Genomic DNA, 14,736 nt, shown 5'->3' on the forward strand with positions numbered 1-14,736 from the left:
ACTGCTTGAAATTGCGCGCCCGGTTCAACTCCTCATACAGCCAGGACGCCTGGAACGCCTCGCCATAACTGGCCAAGGCATCCTGCCCGCGCCCCTCGGACAACGCGGCATGAATCGACTCCGCTGCCAACATCCCGGACTTGATCGCCGCATGGCTCCCCTTGATCCGTGACGCATTCATAAACCCGGCCTCACAGCCCACCAACACCCCNCCGGGAAAATCCAGCTGCGGCAAAGACAACAAACCGCCAGCCGTAATCGCCCGGGCGCCATACGCCAAACGCTTCCCGCCCTCCAACATCGGCCGGATCGCCGGATGCGTCTTGAAACGCTGGAACTCCTCGAACGGCGACAGCCACGGATTACGATAATCCAAGCCTACCACCATCCCCAGCGCCACCTGATTGTCATTCAGGTGATACAAAAACGTACCGCCATACGTCTTGCTATCCAAAGGCCAGCCACTGGTATGAATCGCCANCCCGGGGCGCGACTGCGCCGGATCCACCTCCCAGAACTCCTTGATCCCGATCCCGTAACTCTGCGGATCACGCCCGGCATCCAGCCCGAAACGCTCGATCAACTCACGGCCCAACTGGCCGCGGGCGCCCTCGGCAAACACCGTATAACGCGCCAGCAACTCCATCCCCGGCTGATAATTCGCCGTATGGCTGCCATCGCGGGCCACGCCCATATCGCCCGTCGCCACCCCCCGCACCGCGCCTTGCTCGTCATACAGCACCTCCACGGCGGCAAAACCCGGGAAAATATCCACGCCCAACGCCTCGGCCTGCTCGCCCAGCCAGCGCACCACATAGCCCAGGCGAACAATGAAATTGCCCTCATTGTGGAAACAGGACGGCAACAGCCAATCCGGCGTACGCAACGCCTTGCCGGGTGTCAGGAACAGAAAGCGATCCTCCGTCACCGGCACCTCCAGCGGGGCGCCGCGCTCGCGCCAATCCGGCAACAACTCGCTCAACGCGCGCGGATCCATGATGGCGCCCGACAAAGTATGCGCGCCCAACTCCGCGCCCTTCTCCAGCACACAGACGCTCAGCTCGCTGCCGGCCTGGGCGGCCAACTGTTTCAGACGGATCGCGGCAGACAGGCCGGCGGGCCCGCCGCCGACGATCACCACGTCATATTCCATGGATTCGCGTTGAGACAATTGCGACATAGCTAATGGTTTTCCTTGCTGGAACTCGAAGTATGATGGGCGGGATTGTAGGGCAAGCCGACAGCGCCTCATGCGAACGGCGCGGCCTTCTAATTACCGGTAATTCTTTAGAACACCTTCTTGACCTAGCCGGGCCTTGCGTCCAGAACTCGCTGGCGCCTGAGGCAGGCTTTGTTGTCGTGCAGTCTCAAGGCCAGTAAGGAGCAGCAATCAATGGATAAAGTCTATCGAAGCGCCGCGCAGGCGCTGGATGGCATCGTGGCAGACGGCCAGACCATCGGGGTGGGGGGCTTCGGTCTGTGCGGCATTCCCGAAGCGCTGATCGCAGCGCTGCGGGACAGCGGCGTCAGCGGCTTGACCTGCGTGAGCAACAACGCCGGTGTCGATGGCGCGGGCCTGGGGCAGTTGCTCGCCACCCGGCAGGTACGCAAAATGATCTCCTCGTACGTGGGAGAAAACAAAGAATTTGAACGGCAATACCTGGCTGGAGAACTGGAAGTCGAGTTCACGCCGCAAGGCACGCTGGCGGAAAAGCTGCGTGCGGGCGGAGCTGGCATCCCGGCGTTCTACACTCGCACCGGGGTTGGCACCATAGTGGCGCAGGGCAAGGAAATCCGGCATTTCGATGGACAGGACTACGTGCTGGAACATGCCATCGTGCCGGATGTCGCGCTGGTGCATGCCTGGAAGGCCGACCGCAGCGGCAATCTGATTTTTCGCAAGACGGCGCGCAACTTTAACCCCAACGTCGCCATGGCAGGGCGGGTGACGGTGGCGGAGGTGGAAGAACTGGTGGAAGTCGGTGAACTGGACCCGGATGCGATTCACCTGCCTGGCATCTTCGTGCACCGCATCGTCGTCAATGCCCATCCAGAAAAACGTATTGAACAGCGCACGACGCGCAGCNCCTGAGGAGGACATCACGATGGCTTGGACCAGAGATGAAATGGCGGCGCGCGCTGCCCGTGAATTGCAGGATGGCTTCTATGTGAACCTGGGCATCGGCCTGCCGACGCTGGTGGCCAACCATGTGCCGTCCGGCATGGAAGTCTGGCTGCAATCGGAAAACGGCCTGCTGGGTATCGGCCCCTTTCCGACGGAAGAGGAGGTCGATGCCGACCTGATCAACGCGGGCAAGCAAACCGTGACGACCTTGCCGGGTTCCTCGTTCTTTTCGTCCGCGGATTCGTTTGCGATGATTCGCGGCGGCAAGATCAATCTGGCGATTCTTGGCGCGATGCAGGTCTCGGAACGCGGAGATCTCGCCAACTGGATGATTCCGGGCAAGATGGTCAAGGGCATGGGTGGGGCCATGGATCTGGTGGCCGGTGTGGGGCGCGTGGTGGTGCTGATGGAGCATGTGGCGCGGCGCAAGGATGGCGGCGAAGACCTCAAGCTGCTGCAGGCCTGCACGCTGCCCTTGACGGGCGTAGGGGTGGTGGACCTGATCATCACGGATCTGTGCGTGCTGGAAGTCACGCCTGACGGCCTGCGTCTGCTGGAACTGGCGCCTGGCGTCACGGTCGAGGAAGTCCAGGCAAAAACGGCGGCGAAACTGGAAGTCCCCACGCAATAAACGGGTTTTCCGGCAGGGTGTGCCGGGTTGGCTGGCGTACCAGGCATGCAGGGGTATGATTTGTGCGTGCAAACGTGAGAGTGCCGCAATGAATCAACATGCAATACAACAACGCCTGGAGGCGTTCCGTCTAGCATTGAGCCAGGCGGATTGCCAGGCCGGGCTGGTGCTGACCTCCGATCCGCATCTCTCTGAATACCTGCCGGGGTATTGGCAGGTGCGGGAATGGCTGAGCGGTTTTACCGGGTCGGCGGGCAATCTGCTGGTGACCCAGCAAGCCGCGGCCCTGTGGGCAGATAGCCGTTATTGGGAACAGGCTGACGCCCAACTGGCGGGCACGGGCATCACGCTGATGCGTCTGGGGGGCGGCGCGCCCAGCATGGCTGACTGGCTGGCGGAGCAGTGCAGCGCGGGACAGCTGGCGGTGGATGGCCGTACTTTGTCGCTGTCCTTGTGGCGCCGCATGGATGCAGACCTTGCAGCGCGAGGCTGGCGTTTGCAGGTGGACTTCGATGGCGTCAGCCAGGCCTGGCATGACCGTCCTGCGTTGCCGGCATCGCCTGTGGTCGAACATGAACTGGCTTGGGCCATCGAATCGCGTGAAGAGAAGCTGGGCCGGGTGCGCGATGCCATGCGGGCGCAGGGTGCCGATTGGCATCTGCTTTCCACTTTGGATGACATCGCCTGGCTGTTCAACCTGCGCGGCAGCGATGTGGATTACAACCCTGTCTTTCTGGCGCATGCCTTGATCGGTACGGACGGCCAGGCTCAGCTGTTTGTCGATGCCTCGCGCCTGGGCGCCGGAGTCGCGGATCAATTGCAATGCGCTGGCGTGCAGTTGCGGCCGTACGACCAGATTGCCGCAGCAATAGCCGGTTTGAACGGATGCGGTTTGTTGTTGGATGCTGCCAGCGTGGTCGTAGATTTGGCGCGACGTGTGCCCGAGTCTTTGCCGACGATAGAAGCAGCGAACCCCTCACGTTTGTTCAAGGCCTGCAAATTGCCTGCTCAGCAGGCGCATATCCGGCGTGCGATGGAACAGGACGGGGCGGCGCTGTGCGAATTCTTTGCCTGGTTCGAGCGTGAATGCGCGGCAGGCGCTGCGCTCACGGAATTGACGGTAGATGAGGTGCTGACGGCGGCGCGCATGCGCCGCCCGGATTTCGTTTCCTTGAGTTTTCCGACCATAGCAGGCTTCAACGCCAATGGCGCCATGCCGCATTACCGCGCATTGCCAGAAGCCTATGCGGATATCAAGGGCAACGGCCTGCTGTTGATCGACTCGGGTGCCCAGTATCTGGGGGGAACCACTGACATCACCCGAGTGGTGCCGATCGGCCAGCCTTCTGATGCGCAGAAACGGGATTTCACCCTGGTGCTCAAAGGCATGATTGGCTTGTCTCGCGCCCGTTTTCCCAAAGGCGTCAGCGGCACGGCGCTGGATGTCCTGGCGCGCCTGCCATTATGGGAGCAAGGCCTGGATTACGGCCACGGTACAGGGCATGGCGTGGGCTACTTCCTGAATGTGCACGAAGGCCCACAAAGCATTTCCTGGCGCGCGCCGGTAGCGGTGCCGCTGGAGGCCGGTATGGTGACATCCAATGAGCCGGGTCTGTATCGGCCAGGGCAGTGGGGGATCAGGATAGAAAACCTGGTATTGGCCGTGCCTGCAGGCGAAACCGAGTTCGGGGATTTCCTGGCGTTTGAAACCTTGACGCTGTGCCCGATCGACACGCGCTGCATTGCGATGGAATTCATGCGCGAGGACGAACTGCGCTGGCTGGACGCCTACCATGCCGAGGTGCGTCAACGATTGGCACCTTTGTTGCAAGGCGAAACCTTGCGCTGGCTGGAACAGCGGACTCAAGCCTTGTTGCCGGATTGATCTAAACGGGCAGCCAAGACTGTAAGAACGAGAAAACACGCGCATGGGTGGTTCACCCATGCGCGTGTTTTTCTGTGAGCGACAGCCTGGCTGTCGCAGGTGGAAGCGACTTATTTGCTCGTGCGCAGACGGGCGTCGATATCGGCCATCCAGACCTGATCGCAGGTGACGGTGGTTTCAGGCTGCTTGCCATAGACCTTGAAGGAAACGGCCTGGCACCATTCCTGCGAGCCCTGGTCGGGACCATGGCCCTGGCCATCGGTAATGCCGGCGGTGGTTTCTACCCAGTCGAACCACTCGTTGGTGCCGATGGCGGGGGTGTCGGCAGCAGGCGCGGCCGGTGCGTCGGTGCCCGTGCCTGCGGCGGGTGCCGGGGTCGTTGCGGGCGCTTCGGCCGCCGGTGCCGGTGCCGAAGTCGCAGGCGGCGTGCTCGGCGCGGGAGCGCTGGGCTTGTTGTCGCAGGCGGCCAACAGCGCCAGGGCAGGAATCAGGACGGCGGCGCCGGCGATGTAACGGGGAGTAAAACGCATAGGTTGCTCCTGTAGAGGAAAGAAGGCGGGTCGGAGACGCGGTGACGCCGTGCGGCCAATTGAAAAGCGGGCTGCACCTGGCGCCAGAGCTACCTTTCCATCATATCTGCGGTGCAGGCAACAAGGTTCGGCGGTATGTGTCCGTCTGCGACAGGGCGTGACGGCGCTGTGGCCTGGCCCGAGGGCGGCTTTTGCGGGGCGGGGCCAGCCATGCTGGCGGCATCCGGGCGGGGCGATGGCATCAGCGCCGCGCGTCACAAACCGCCGGGCTGAGACACCGGGCCAGCGTGGCGGGCGGGATTTCGCGGGCATCCGGCAGGGGGCAACTTGCAAGCCGGGCCACTAGCGGCCCGGAAGCTGAGTTAAACTTCCTCTTTATCCCTATCAACCCGAACCCCGGACGTGGCTGGCCGTGCCCGGGGTTCCTGGGGATGGTGCGGGCTCGGCGCAAGCCGCCTGTTCTGTTCCAGACCGCAACGGCCGATTGCCCCGGCCGTATTCTGAAATGACCAAGTACGTATTCGTGACGGGCGGGGTAGTGTCCTCGCTTGGTAAAGGCATATCTGCAGCTTCCCTGGCCGCGATCCTGGAATCGCGTGGCCTGCAGGTGACGATGCTCAAGCTCGATCCCTACATCAACGTCGATCCGGGCACGATGAGTCCGTTCCAGCACGGTGAAGTGTTCGTGACGGAAGATGGCGCAGAGACCGATCTTGACCTCGGCCACTATGAGCGCTTCATCTCTGCGCGCATGCACAAGGTGAATAATTTCACCACCGGCCAGATCTATGAATCGGTGCTGCGCAAGGAACGCCGCGGGGATTACCTCGGCAAGACCGTGCAGGTGATTCCACATATCACCAACGAAATCCAGGATTTCATCGCGCGTGGCGCCAAGGCTGCCTACAACGGCAATGCGGATGTCGCCATTGTTGAAATCGGCGGTACGGTCGGGGATATCGAATCCCTGCCGTTCCTGGAGGCCGTGCGCCAGATGAGCCTGCGCCTGGGCCGTGGCAACGCTGCCTTTGTGCACCTGACGCTGGTGCCGTTCATTCCCTCCGCCGGTGAACTGAAGACCAAGCCTACGCAGCATTCGGTGCAGAAGTTGCGCGAAATCGGCATTTATCCGAACGCGCTGCTGTGCCGCGCCGATCGTCCCATTCCGGATGAAGAGCGCGCCAAGATTTCGCTGTTCGCCAACGTGCCCCAGGATGCCGTGATCTCCGTCTGGGATGCGGAATCCATTTATGAAATTCCCGCCATGCTGCACAAGCAGGGGCTGGATAGCCTGGTGTGCGATGCGCTGAATCTGAACCCGCCGCCGGCTGATCTGAGCGCCTGGGATGCGATGAACGACGCGCTGCGCCATCCGGAATCGGAAGTGCGCATCGGCATGGTGGGCAAGTATGTCGATCTGACCGAATCCTACAAATCGCTGAGCGAGGCGCTGGTGCATGCCAGCATCCACACGCGCAGCAAGGTCATCATCGACTACATCGACTCCGAAGAAATCGAAAAGCGCGGTGCGGCCGAGTTGTTGTCCGGCCTGGATGCCATTCTGGTTCCGGGCGGCTTCGGCAAGCGCGGCACGGAAGGCAAGATTGCCGCCGTGCGCTATGCCCGCGAAAACAAGGTGCCGTTCCTGGGCATCTGCCTGGGCATGCAGCTGGCCGTGGTGGAATATGCACGCCACAAGGCTGGCTTGGGCGGCGCCAACAGCACCGAATTCGATCCTTCCGCACCGCATCCGGTCGTGGCGCTGATTACCGAGTGGATGGATCGCGAAGGCAAGGTCGAACGCCGCAGCGACAACTCCGACCTGGGCGGCACCATGCGCAAGGGCGCGCAACGCGTACCGGTCAAGCCCGGCACGCTGGCGCACAAGATCTACGGTGACGAAGTCAACGAGCGCCATCGCCATCGCTATGAAGTCAACAACGTGTATGTGCCCCGTCTGGAAGAGGCAGGCCTGGTGATCAGCGCCCGCACGCCGACCGAGAACCTGCCGGAAATCATGGAAATTCCGGATCACCCGTGGTTCCTGGGCGTGCAGTTCCATCCGGAATTCACCTCCACGCCACGCGACGGCCATCCGCTGTTCACCGGCTATGTACGTGCGGCCCAGGCCCAGCGCCAGGCACGCCTGCAGGCTGAAGAGAAGTAAGCAAAGGCGAGCGGTATTGTCCGCACGGTTCTGCGCCAGGGGTGTCTCAGGCGTTCATCTCGTGCGGCGACAAGCAGCGGCAGGGCACCCAGGGGTGCGTTGCCGCTGGCTGCCATGGACAGGACGCACGGGCAGGCCTAGACGGCCGCCTGACGCAAGAACAACTGAATCAGTAACCATCTGGGGGTTTTAAGACAATGAGTGCTATCGTCGATATCATCGGCCGCGAGATTCTGGATTCGCGCGGCAATCCCACCGTCGAATGTGACGTTCTGCTGGAATCCGGCGCAATGGGCCGTGCTTCCGTGCCGTCGGGCGCATCCACCGGTTCGCGCGAAGCCATCGAACTGCGTGATGGCGACAAGTCGCGCTACCTCGGCAAGGGCGTGCTGCGCGCGGTCGAGAACGTCAATACCGAAATCTCCGAAGCGCTGATTGGCCTGGATGCCCAGGAACAGACTTTCATCGACCGTACCTTGATCGAACTGGATGGCAGCGAGAACAAGGAGCGCCTGGGCGCTAACGCCATGCTGGCTGTCAGCATGGCCGTGGCCCGTGCCGCTGCTGATGAGGCCGGCCTGTCTCTGTACCGCTACTTTGGTGGCAGCGGCCCGCTGAGCATGCCCGTGCCGATGATGAACATCATCAATGGCGGCGCGCATGCCAATAACTCGCTGGATCTGCAGGAATTCATGATTCTGCCGGTCGGTGCCCGCAGCTTCCGTGAAGCCCTGCGCATCGGCGCTGAAGTATTCCATGCACTGAAGAAAATTCTGCATGACCAGGGCCTGTCCACGGCCGTGGGCGACGAAGGCGGTTTTGCTCCCAGCGTGGAAAGCCATGAAGCAGCCATCCAGCTGATTCTGCGCGCCATCGAAGAGGCCGGTTACGAGCCGGGTACCCAGGTTGCCCTGGGCCTGGATTGCGCCAGCTCCGAGTTCTTCCGTGACGGCAAGTACCACCTGGAAGGTGAAGGTGGCGTGTCCCTGACGGCCGAGCAGTTCACCGACCTGCTGGAAACCTGGTGCGACAAGTACCCGATCATCACCATCGAAGACGGCATGGCCGAAGGCGACTGGGATGGCTGGAAGCACCTGACCGAGCGCCTGGGCAAGAAAGTCCAGCTGGTGGGCGACGACCTGTTCGTGACCAACACCAAGATCCTGAAGGAAGGCATCGACAAGGGTATCGCCAACTCGATCCTCATCAAGATCAACCAGATCGGTACGCTGACGGAAACCTTCGCTGCCATCGAAATGGCCAAGCGCGCAGGCTACACGGCAGTCGTGTCGCACCGTTCGGGCGAAACCGAAGATTCCACCATTGCCGACATCGCCGTGGCAACCAATGCCATGCAGATCAAGACCGGTTCGCTGTCGCGTTCCGACCGCATGGCCAAGTACAACCAGCTGCTGCGTATCGAAGAAGAGCTGGCGGACGTGGCGTATTATCCCGGCGTCGAAGCTTTCTACAACCTGCGCTGATCGTTGCCGTGAAGGCGGGTGGGCTTGCGTGCCCGCCAGCCTTCCTTGATGGAAACATACATGCGGCTGCTCGCACTGCTACTGTTGCTTCTGGTTGGGTTGATCCAGTACCCCTTGTGGTTAGGCAAGGGGGGCTGGTTTGCAACCCATGAGTTGCAGCAACAACTGGTCGAACAGCTGGATGTCAACGAAGGCCTGCGGGCGCGCAATCTGGCGCTGGATGCTGAAGTGCGTGATTTGCGCACGGGAACGGAAGCCCTGGAGGAACGTGCCCGGGGTGAATTGAGCATGATGCGCCAGGAAGAAGTATTTGTTCGTATCCTGCCGCATGGTGCCCCGCTGCCGGAAGTCAAACGGCCGGAAACGGCCGCGCAGAACCGCCGGCGTTGATGCAAGTGGTTTGATCTTGGCCTGCGCGCTGCGCCGAAACATTGCCCCTGATGATTTTCACAGGGGCATTTCTTTTGCGGGGCAGCGGCGCGCCTGTCATGGCGCATGGCCGAGCAGGCATGCGCAGCAGGGAGGCCGTGCCATGGCAGGGCGGCGACCACCTTTTCCAAGCGAATCGGATTGGATGCTTGATCATCATGTCTTTGACTGTGTTTATCTGGGTGCTGCTGGCGGCCGCGTGTCACGCGACCTGGAATGCGATTGTCAAAGGAGGCGCCGACACCTTGCTGACGACGGTGCTGGTTGCCGTGAGCGCCATGTTGATGGGCGCAGTCGTGCTGCCGTTCCTGGCGCCGCCGGCACAGGAAAGCTGGCCGTTCATTGCGGTGTCCACGGCCCTGCAGATTGTTTATTACCTGCTGCTGGCCAAGACCTATCAGATTGCCGATATGAGCCAGACCTATCCCGTCATGCGGGGCAGCGCGCCGCTGATCGTGGCAGGTATCGGCGTTGTCTTTCTCCATGATGCCATCGGACTGGCGGGCTGGTTGGGCATTGCAGTGATCTGCCTGGGCGTGCTGAGCATGGCCCTGGCCCGCGCCACAGGCAAAAGCGGCAACGGCATGCGCCTGGCGCTGTGCAATGCGTTGGTCATCGCCAGCTATACCTTGGTGGATGGCGCTGGCGTACGGCTGTCCGGGTCGCCAGTGGCCTATACCTTATGGATCTTTCTGCTGACCGGGGTGCCGCTGCTGGTTTGGGCAGTCATTGTCCGTGCCGGACAATTTTTTCGCTATGCGCGGAAGAACTGGATGCTGGGGGCGGCAGGCGGGGCGGGAACCTTGCTGTCCTATGGTGTGGCTTTGTGGGCCATGACGCGCGCGCCCGTGGCCATGATCGCGGCCCTGAGGGAAACTTCCATTCTGTTCGGTATCTTGATCTCCGCGCTGGTGTTGAAAGAGCATGTCGGCCGCCAGCGTCTGCTGGCCGCAGCGATCATTGCCTTGGGCGCGGGCATTCTGCGGCTGGCCTAGCCGTCCGCGCCGTGGCCGTGGCGCCAGGCACGATCGGGCGGCGGTGTTCATTGGGCGCAACAGAGCAGGACGCCGCAAAGTGGCTCGCTGGCTTCGGGCAGGCCGTGGGCTGGTGGTTCGGGTTCCAGGGAGGGCGTGGCGGGTGGGCTGGTGCTGTCAGGACGGAGGTGTTCAAGCGGCGGGCTGGCAGATGATGGCAGTGTGCCAGGCGCCTCGGGGCTGCCGGGTCTTGCAGGGGCAGGCAGTTCGTGTGGCAGCGCCTGGACGGAGTCCCTGTCTGGGGGCCGTGGCAGGGCGTTGCCCGGTGGTGACAGGCTTTGCAGCCGGCGTTGCGGCCAAGGCCAGGCTTCGGATGCCATGGGCAACGAGGCTGTGCGATAGATAGGCCAGAGCCCGGCCCGGGCGATTTGCCCGCCTTCACTGTCTGCCTGATCCGGCGCTAACGAGCGGCTCAGTTGCAAGAACCAGCGCGCGGGTGCGCTGAGCGGCTGATGCAGGTAGCGCAATCTTAGTGTCAGCAGATTGGCTTCAAAGACATCCTGGCCGGAGGTCGGTCCCTTGCCTTGTGGCCATCCTTGGGACAGATGTTCCTGGTGGCGCAGATCCTGATAGTAGAAGGCTAAAGCGGCGGTGCTGGCAGTGGCATGGGCCGCGGCAATATTGCCCCTCGTGTCGCGTCCGGGGGCGGCATGGTCGGCCAGGCTGGCGGGGCCGGGATTGAGGATATCCAGACGCCAGACCGCCAATCCGCTGGCAGATTGGCGCCGCTGCCAATTTTGGTGCAAGCGAGTGCCAGGCGTGTGGCCGGGTGTGTCCGGCAGGCTGGCACGCATGGCGTGTTCAAAGGCCTGTTGCATGGCGTGCGGGCTGGCATGGTCGCTGGCTCCGGCGCGCAGGGCTTCGAGCAGGGCCAATTCTGCAATCTGGGCAGTGTTGCGGGCATGCCAGAATTCCAGCGTTGCCAATGTCAGGACACCTAGTATCACAAGCGCCAGGGAGGATTCCGCCATGGCGCTGCCCGCTTGGGACTGAGGCCGTGCCGGCAAATGGGGATAGCTTGCCCGGGCAGGGGCAGTGGCAGATAGCGCAGGCGGACAATGCGGAAGGCGCATGACGGACGGGCAGGGGGGAGGCCGGTTACGGATCCAGTCTGCGCGTTTGCAAAGAAGCTGTCAGGTCGCAATACTACGGTGGCGTTCAGGCGTTCAGGCGTTCAGGCGTTCAGGCGTTCAGGCGTTCAGGCGTTCGGGCGTTCAGAGACTCAGATATTCAGACAGGCATGTGGTAGCCAGGCTGTTACTGAGGGGCGGTGCAGCCGGCGGAAGCCCTGGCGCGCGAGCTTGTGTGGCGCCAAAAGAAAGCCGGCCACGCAAGGGGGCCGGCGAAGTACGTCAGGCGTACACATCAGGCGTGAAGCACAGCGTTGCCGCGCTTAGTGCCGGGTGTCAGCCTGGTCGGCGTTACCGGTCGGGCTGGGAGCGGCAAACAGCGCTGCTGTATCGACAGCATCGAAGACATAGGGCTTGCCGCAGAAGTCGCATTGCACTTCGATCTGGCCCTGTTCTGCGATGATCGAGTCGGTTTCCTGCTGGCCCAGCATGCGCAGCATGCCAGCGACACGCTCGCGGGTGCAGGGGCAGAAGTAGCGGATGCTGCGTGGCGGCAGTTCCAGCAGGCTCTCTTCCCAGAACAGGCGGTGAATCAGGATATCGGTATCGTTGCTGAGCAGCTCCTGGTAGCTCAGCGTGCCGGCCAGCGTCGTGGCGCGTTCCCAGGTGTCATCCATCTGGTCTGCGGGCAATTCGCTGTCGGTGGCCAGTGTGCCACCGTGATCCGGCAGGCGCTGGATCAGCAGTCCGGCTGCCCGTTTGTCATTGGCAGCCAGCCACAAGCGCGTGTCGAGCTGCTCGGAGGACTTCATATAGTGTTCCAGCACTTCGGACACGTTTTCACCGATCAGCGGCACGACGGCCTGATAGGCTTGCTGACCAGGCAATTTGTTGCGCGGGTCGAGGACGGCGACGAAGCGGCCCTGGCCACCAGGGTTCAGCAGCGCCTGCAGCCCTACGCCTTGCGGCCAGGCCTGTCCTGAGCGCAGTTTGACAGTGGCGCGTATGGAGAGATCGCTGCGGCATTCGACCACCAGCAGGGCAATGGCGCCGTCGCCCTGGATCTGCAGCAACAGCGAGCCATCCAGCTTCAGGTTGGCCGTCAGCAGCGTGGCAGCAGCCACCAGCTCGCCAAGCAGGTCACGTACGCCCTCCGGGTACTGGGCGTGCTGCAGGGAGTCCTGCCAGGATTGATCCAGCGAGGCGGTGACAACACGCACGCGCTGGTCGGTAAAAAGGTATTTTTTCAGGGTGTCGGTCATGATGGTCACATCTTAACTCAAGCCCCTGTCAGGCTGGCAGGGGTGTCAGGCGATGCGTTGCAGTCGGTGACGGTAGCGCTGCGCGCGCGCCACATAACGTTCGGTGTTGGCATGCATGCCGGTAATTTCTTCGTCGCTGAGGGTACGGACGATCTTGCCGACACCAATGACGAGTGATCGGTCGGGAATCTGGCGTCCTTCGGGCACCAGCGCGCCCGCACCGATCAGGCAGTCCCGGCCGATCACGGCGCCATTGAGGATGACGGCCTGGATTCCCACCAGGCTGCCGCTGCCGACGGTACAGCCATGCAGCATGGCCTGGTGGCCGACTGTGACATTGGCTTCGACCGTCATGGGAAAGCCTGGATCGGCGTGCAGGATACAGCCATCCTGAATATTGCTGTTGGCGCCGACGACAATGGGAGCGCTGTCGCCACGCAGAATCGTGCCGGGCCAGAGGCCGGCGCCTGCATGGATGGTGACGTCGCCAATGACGACGGCATTCTCGAAGAGATAGGCATCCGGGTCGATGCGGGGTGTCAGATCATCCAGCTGATAAACAGGCATAGTCGGTCGGGGGGAGTCAGGCCGTGGTGTTTGTGGCCCGGCGGACACGCAAGGCTGCCGGAGCGGTCGGCCGGTTGTTAGGGCGGGACGCCACCGGTTTGCTGCTGCGGCCGGCACCATGGTGTTTCTCCATGACGAGCGGCGGCTGGGGCAGAATACGACCTTCGTTGTCGAGTGCTGCCTGCAGGCCTGTGCGCATCCAGGTGGCTGGCGCGGGCTGGATTTCCCCCTGTTGCCAGATACCGACGGGAAAAAGCGGGTCGGGGTGGCCGTGGCGGTCATATTGTCGCAACGCCAGTTCTCCCTGAACGCCTGGGGGGAGTTCGTTGTCGGCATCATCCACCGCCGCCAGATAATGCCCAGGGTAGGCGCGGCCGGGACTGTGATCGGAGACCGGCCATTTTTCTCCGCTGTCGCCAGCCAGGCCATACATGCCATGCGCGCCATAGACGGCATTGGGCCGGCGGCCCAGCAGTTCCTGGCAGCGCTGCATATCGGTTTCCCGACAGGCATCGGTCACGATCGCTGCAATGGCGTTAAGGCTGGCCAGCGGCAGGGGCGGGTGGCCGGGAGCACAGAATTCACGCAGGGTATCCTGGGTGGCTACCATGTCACTGATGCGCAGGCGATACAGGCGCGACAGCAGCGATGCGGCATCGGGCGGCTGCGTGATGGCAATGGCAGTGGCGCCGAAATACAGCGCGGGCAGGACAGCACCCAGCAGCACATCGGCTTGCGCCCAGTTGGCTGCAATCCAGAGGCGATCCTTGCCGCGCGGGAACCAGTCCAGCGAGGCAACGAATGCAGGCAGATTGCCGATCAGCGCGCTGTGCGGCAGCAGGACGCCCGCGTGCTGCGGGCCGGCATCCAGGGGGAAGTGCAGGAGCGCCGGCGCATCCGGTGGCAGCGGCACAGGCTGCAGGCCGTTGGGCTGGCGCGCAAGCAATCCTTTCCAGGCAATGCAGTGTTCGCTGTCCATGCCCTGGCCCACCAGGCGCGTGCCTGCCGGCAGACGCGCACGTTCGGCCAAGTAGGCGGCGAGCACGGCGTCGTCGAGCAGTACCGCGCGGGGGGCGGATTGCCGCAGGCGCTGGGCCAGCTGCGTGGGCGGCATGCGGGAGGAAAGCGGCATGACGATGGCGCCCAGGGTCCAGGCGGCCAGGGAGGCAATGACCAGGTAGGCAGGATCAGACAGCAGCAGCGCGACGCGGTCGCCCCTTTGCACGCCCATGCGCGCCAGGCCGCCAGCCAGGCGGCTGGAAATATTCTGCAGTTGACCATACTGCCAGGTGGTAGCATCACCCTCGCTTTTTTCCACGACCAGCGCCACGCGACGGGCATCTGACGGACTGATCGACCATTGGACGCAACAGGGCTGCGCCAGATTGAACTGTGCAGGCAATAACCACCGGAAGGATTCGTAAAGCTGCGAATATTGGTCGTTCATAGGCCCGTGGACAGGGAAGACGCCAGCTCGTGACGATCTACCCGCATGTAGTGAACATGCAGGCAAATCGTGCACAAATGTCTGCGTCGGTATGCTTTCACGCCA

General features: G+C 62.7%; 13 protein-coding genes and 2 pseudogenes. 7 read left to right on the forward strand and 8 right to left on the reverse strand.

Going from position 1 to position 14,736, the window contains the following annotated elements:
- From ACNA1V_RS13435 to ACNA1V_RS13445, 3 genes and pseudogenes are all read right to left on the reverse strand, one after another.
- Positions 1 to 211 (reverse strand): NAD(P)/FAD-dependent oxidoreductase (locus ACNA1V_RS13435; RefSeq protein ID WP_415834111.1); only part of this gene is annotated, 211 nt, incomplete at both ends.
- A 1-nt stretch (position 212) separates the two neighbouring features.
- A pseudogene (locus ACNA1V_RS13440) lies at positions 213 to 480 on the reverse strand (electron transfer flavoprotein-ubiquinone oxidoreductase); the annotation flags it as partial.
- A 1-nt stretch (position 481) separates the two neighbouring features.
- A pseudogene (locus ACNA1V_RS13445) lies at positions 482 to 1,153 on the reverse strand (NAD(P)/FAD-dependent oxidoreductase); the annotation flags it as partial.
- Between the two features lie 240 nt (positions 1,154 to 1,393).
- Here ACNA1V_RS13445 and ACNA1V_RS13450 point away from each other — a divergent pair.
- The 3 genes from ACNA1V_RS13450 to ACNA1V_RS13460 form a co-directional block, all read left to right on the forward strand.
- On the forward strand, positions 1,394 to 2,086 hold a 693-nt coding region (locus ACNA1V_RS13450), incomplete at its 3' end, for a CoA transferase subunit A (protein WP_415834112.1).
- Positions 2,087 to 2,105: 19 nt separating this feature from the next.
- Positions 2,106 to 2,756 carry a 3-oxoacid CoA-transferase subunit B gene (locus ACNA1V_RS13455; RefSeq protein ID WP_415834169.1) on the forward strand — a complete coding sequence of 217 codons (651 nt, stop codon included), beginning with the start codon at positions 2,106 to 2,108 and terminating at the stop codon, positions 2,754 to 2,756.
- Positions 2,757 to 2,844: 88 nt separating this feature from the next.
- Positions 2,845 to 4,641 carry a M24 family metallopeptidase gene (locus tag ACNA1V_RS13460; protein ID WP_415834113.1) on the forward strand — a complete coding sequence of 599 codons (1,797 nt, stop codon included), beginning with the start codon at positions 2,845 to 2,847 and terminating at the stop codon, positions 4,639 to 4,641.
- Between the two features lie 110 nt (positions 4,642 to 4,751).
- Here the strand turns inward: ACNA1V_RS13460 and ACNA1V_RS13465 are convergent, their stop codons facing one another.
- Complete coding sequence (locus tag ACNA1V_RS13465; protein ID WP_415834114.1) at positions 4,752 to 5,171, reverse strand: hypothetical protein; 420 nt, start codon at positions 5,169 to 5,171, stop codon at positions 4,752 to 4,754.
- A gap of 505 nt (positions 5,172 to 5,676) precedes the next feature.
- Here ACNA1V_RS13465 and ACNA1V_RS13470 point away from each other — a divergent pair.
- The 4 genes from ACNA1V_RS13470 (at position 5,677) to ACNA1V_RS13485 (ending at position 10,246) form a co-directional block, all read left to right on the forward strand.
- Entirely contained in the window at positions 5,677 to 7,338 is a 1,662-nt protein-coding gene (locus ACNA1V_RS13470; protein WP_415834115.1) for a CTP synthase, read from the forward strand.
- Positions 7,339 to 7,535: 197 nt separating this feature from the next.
- Positions 7,536 to 8,822, forward strand: a complete 1,287-nt coding sequence (eno, locus tag ACNA1V_RS13475) for a phosphopyruvate hydratase (RefSeq protein WP_415834116.1) — start codon at positions 7,536 to 7,538, stop codon at positions 8,820 to 8,822.
- Positions 8,823 to 8,882: 60 nt separating this feature from the next.
- A complete protein-coding gene (ftsB, locus tag ACNA1V_RS13480) occupies positions 8,883 to 9,212 on the forward strand; it encodes a cell division protein FtsB (protein ID WP_415834117.1) in 330 nt (109 codons plus the stop codon).
- 197 nt (positions 9,213 to 9,409) lie between these two features.
- A complete protein-coding gene (locus ACNA1V_RS13485; protein WP_415834118.1) occupies positions 9,410 to 10,246 on the forward strand; it encodes an EamA family transporter in 837 nt (278 codons plus the stop codon).
- A gap of 47 nt (positions 10,247 to 10,293) precedes the next feature.
- On the opposite strand, the gene ACNA1V_RS13490 is transcribed toward ACNA1V_RS13485, so the two are convergent.
- From ACNA1V_RS13490 to ACNA1V_RS13505, 4 genes are all read right to left on the reverse strand, one after another.
- On the reverse strand, positions 10,294 to 11,256 hold the full coding sequence (locus ACNA1V_RS13490; protein WP_415834119.1) for a hypothetical protein: 963 nt from the start codon (positions 11,254 to 11,256) through the stop codon (positions 10,294 to 10,296).
- A 422-nt stretch (positions 11,257 to 11,678) separates the two neighbouring features.
- Positions 11,679 to 12,617 carry an Hsp33 family molecular chaperone HslO gene (hslO, locus tag ACNA1V_RS13495; protein WP_415834120.1) on the reverse strand — a complete coding sequence of 313 codons (939 nt, stop codon included), beginning with the start codon at positions 12,615 to 12,617 and terminating at the stop codon, positions 11,679 to 11,681.
- Positions 12,618 to 12,662: 45 nt separating this feature from the next.
- A complete protein-coding gene (locus ACNA1V_RS13500; RefSeq protein ID WP_415834121.1) occupies positions 12,663 to 13,184 on the reverse strand; it encodes a gamma carbonic anhydrase family protein in 522 nt (173 codons plus the stop codon).
- A 16-nt stretch (positions 13,185 to 13,200) separates the two neighbouring features.
- On the reverse strand, positions 13,201 to 14,631 hold the full coding sequence (locus tag ACNA1V_RS13505; RefSeq protein WP_415834122.1) for an AMP-binding protein: 1,431 nt from the start codon (positions 14,629 to 14,631) through the stop codon (positions 13,201 to 13,203).
- Positions 14,632 to 14,736 lie beyond the last annotated feature (105 nt).

The organism is Kerstersia similis, from assembly GCF_965139615.1.
GTDB classification, from domain to species: domain Bacteria; phylum Pseudomonadota; class Gammaproteobacteria; order Burkholderiales; family Burkholderiaceae_B; genus Kerstersia; species Kerstersia similis.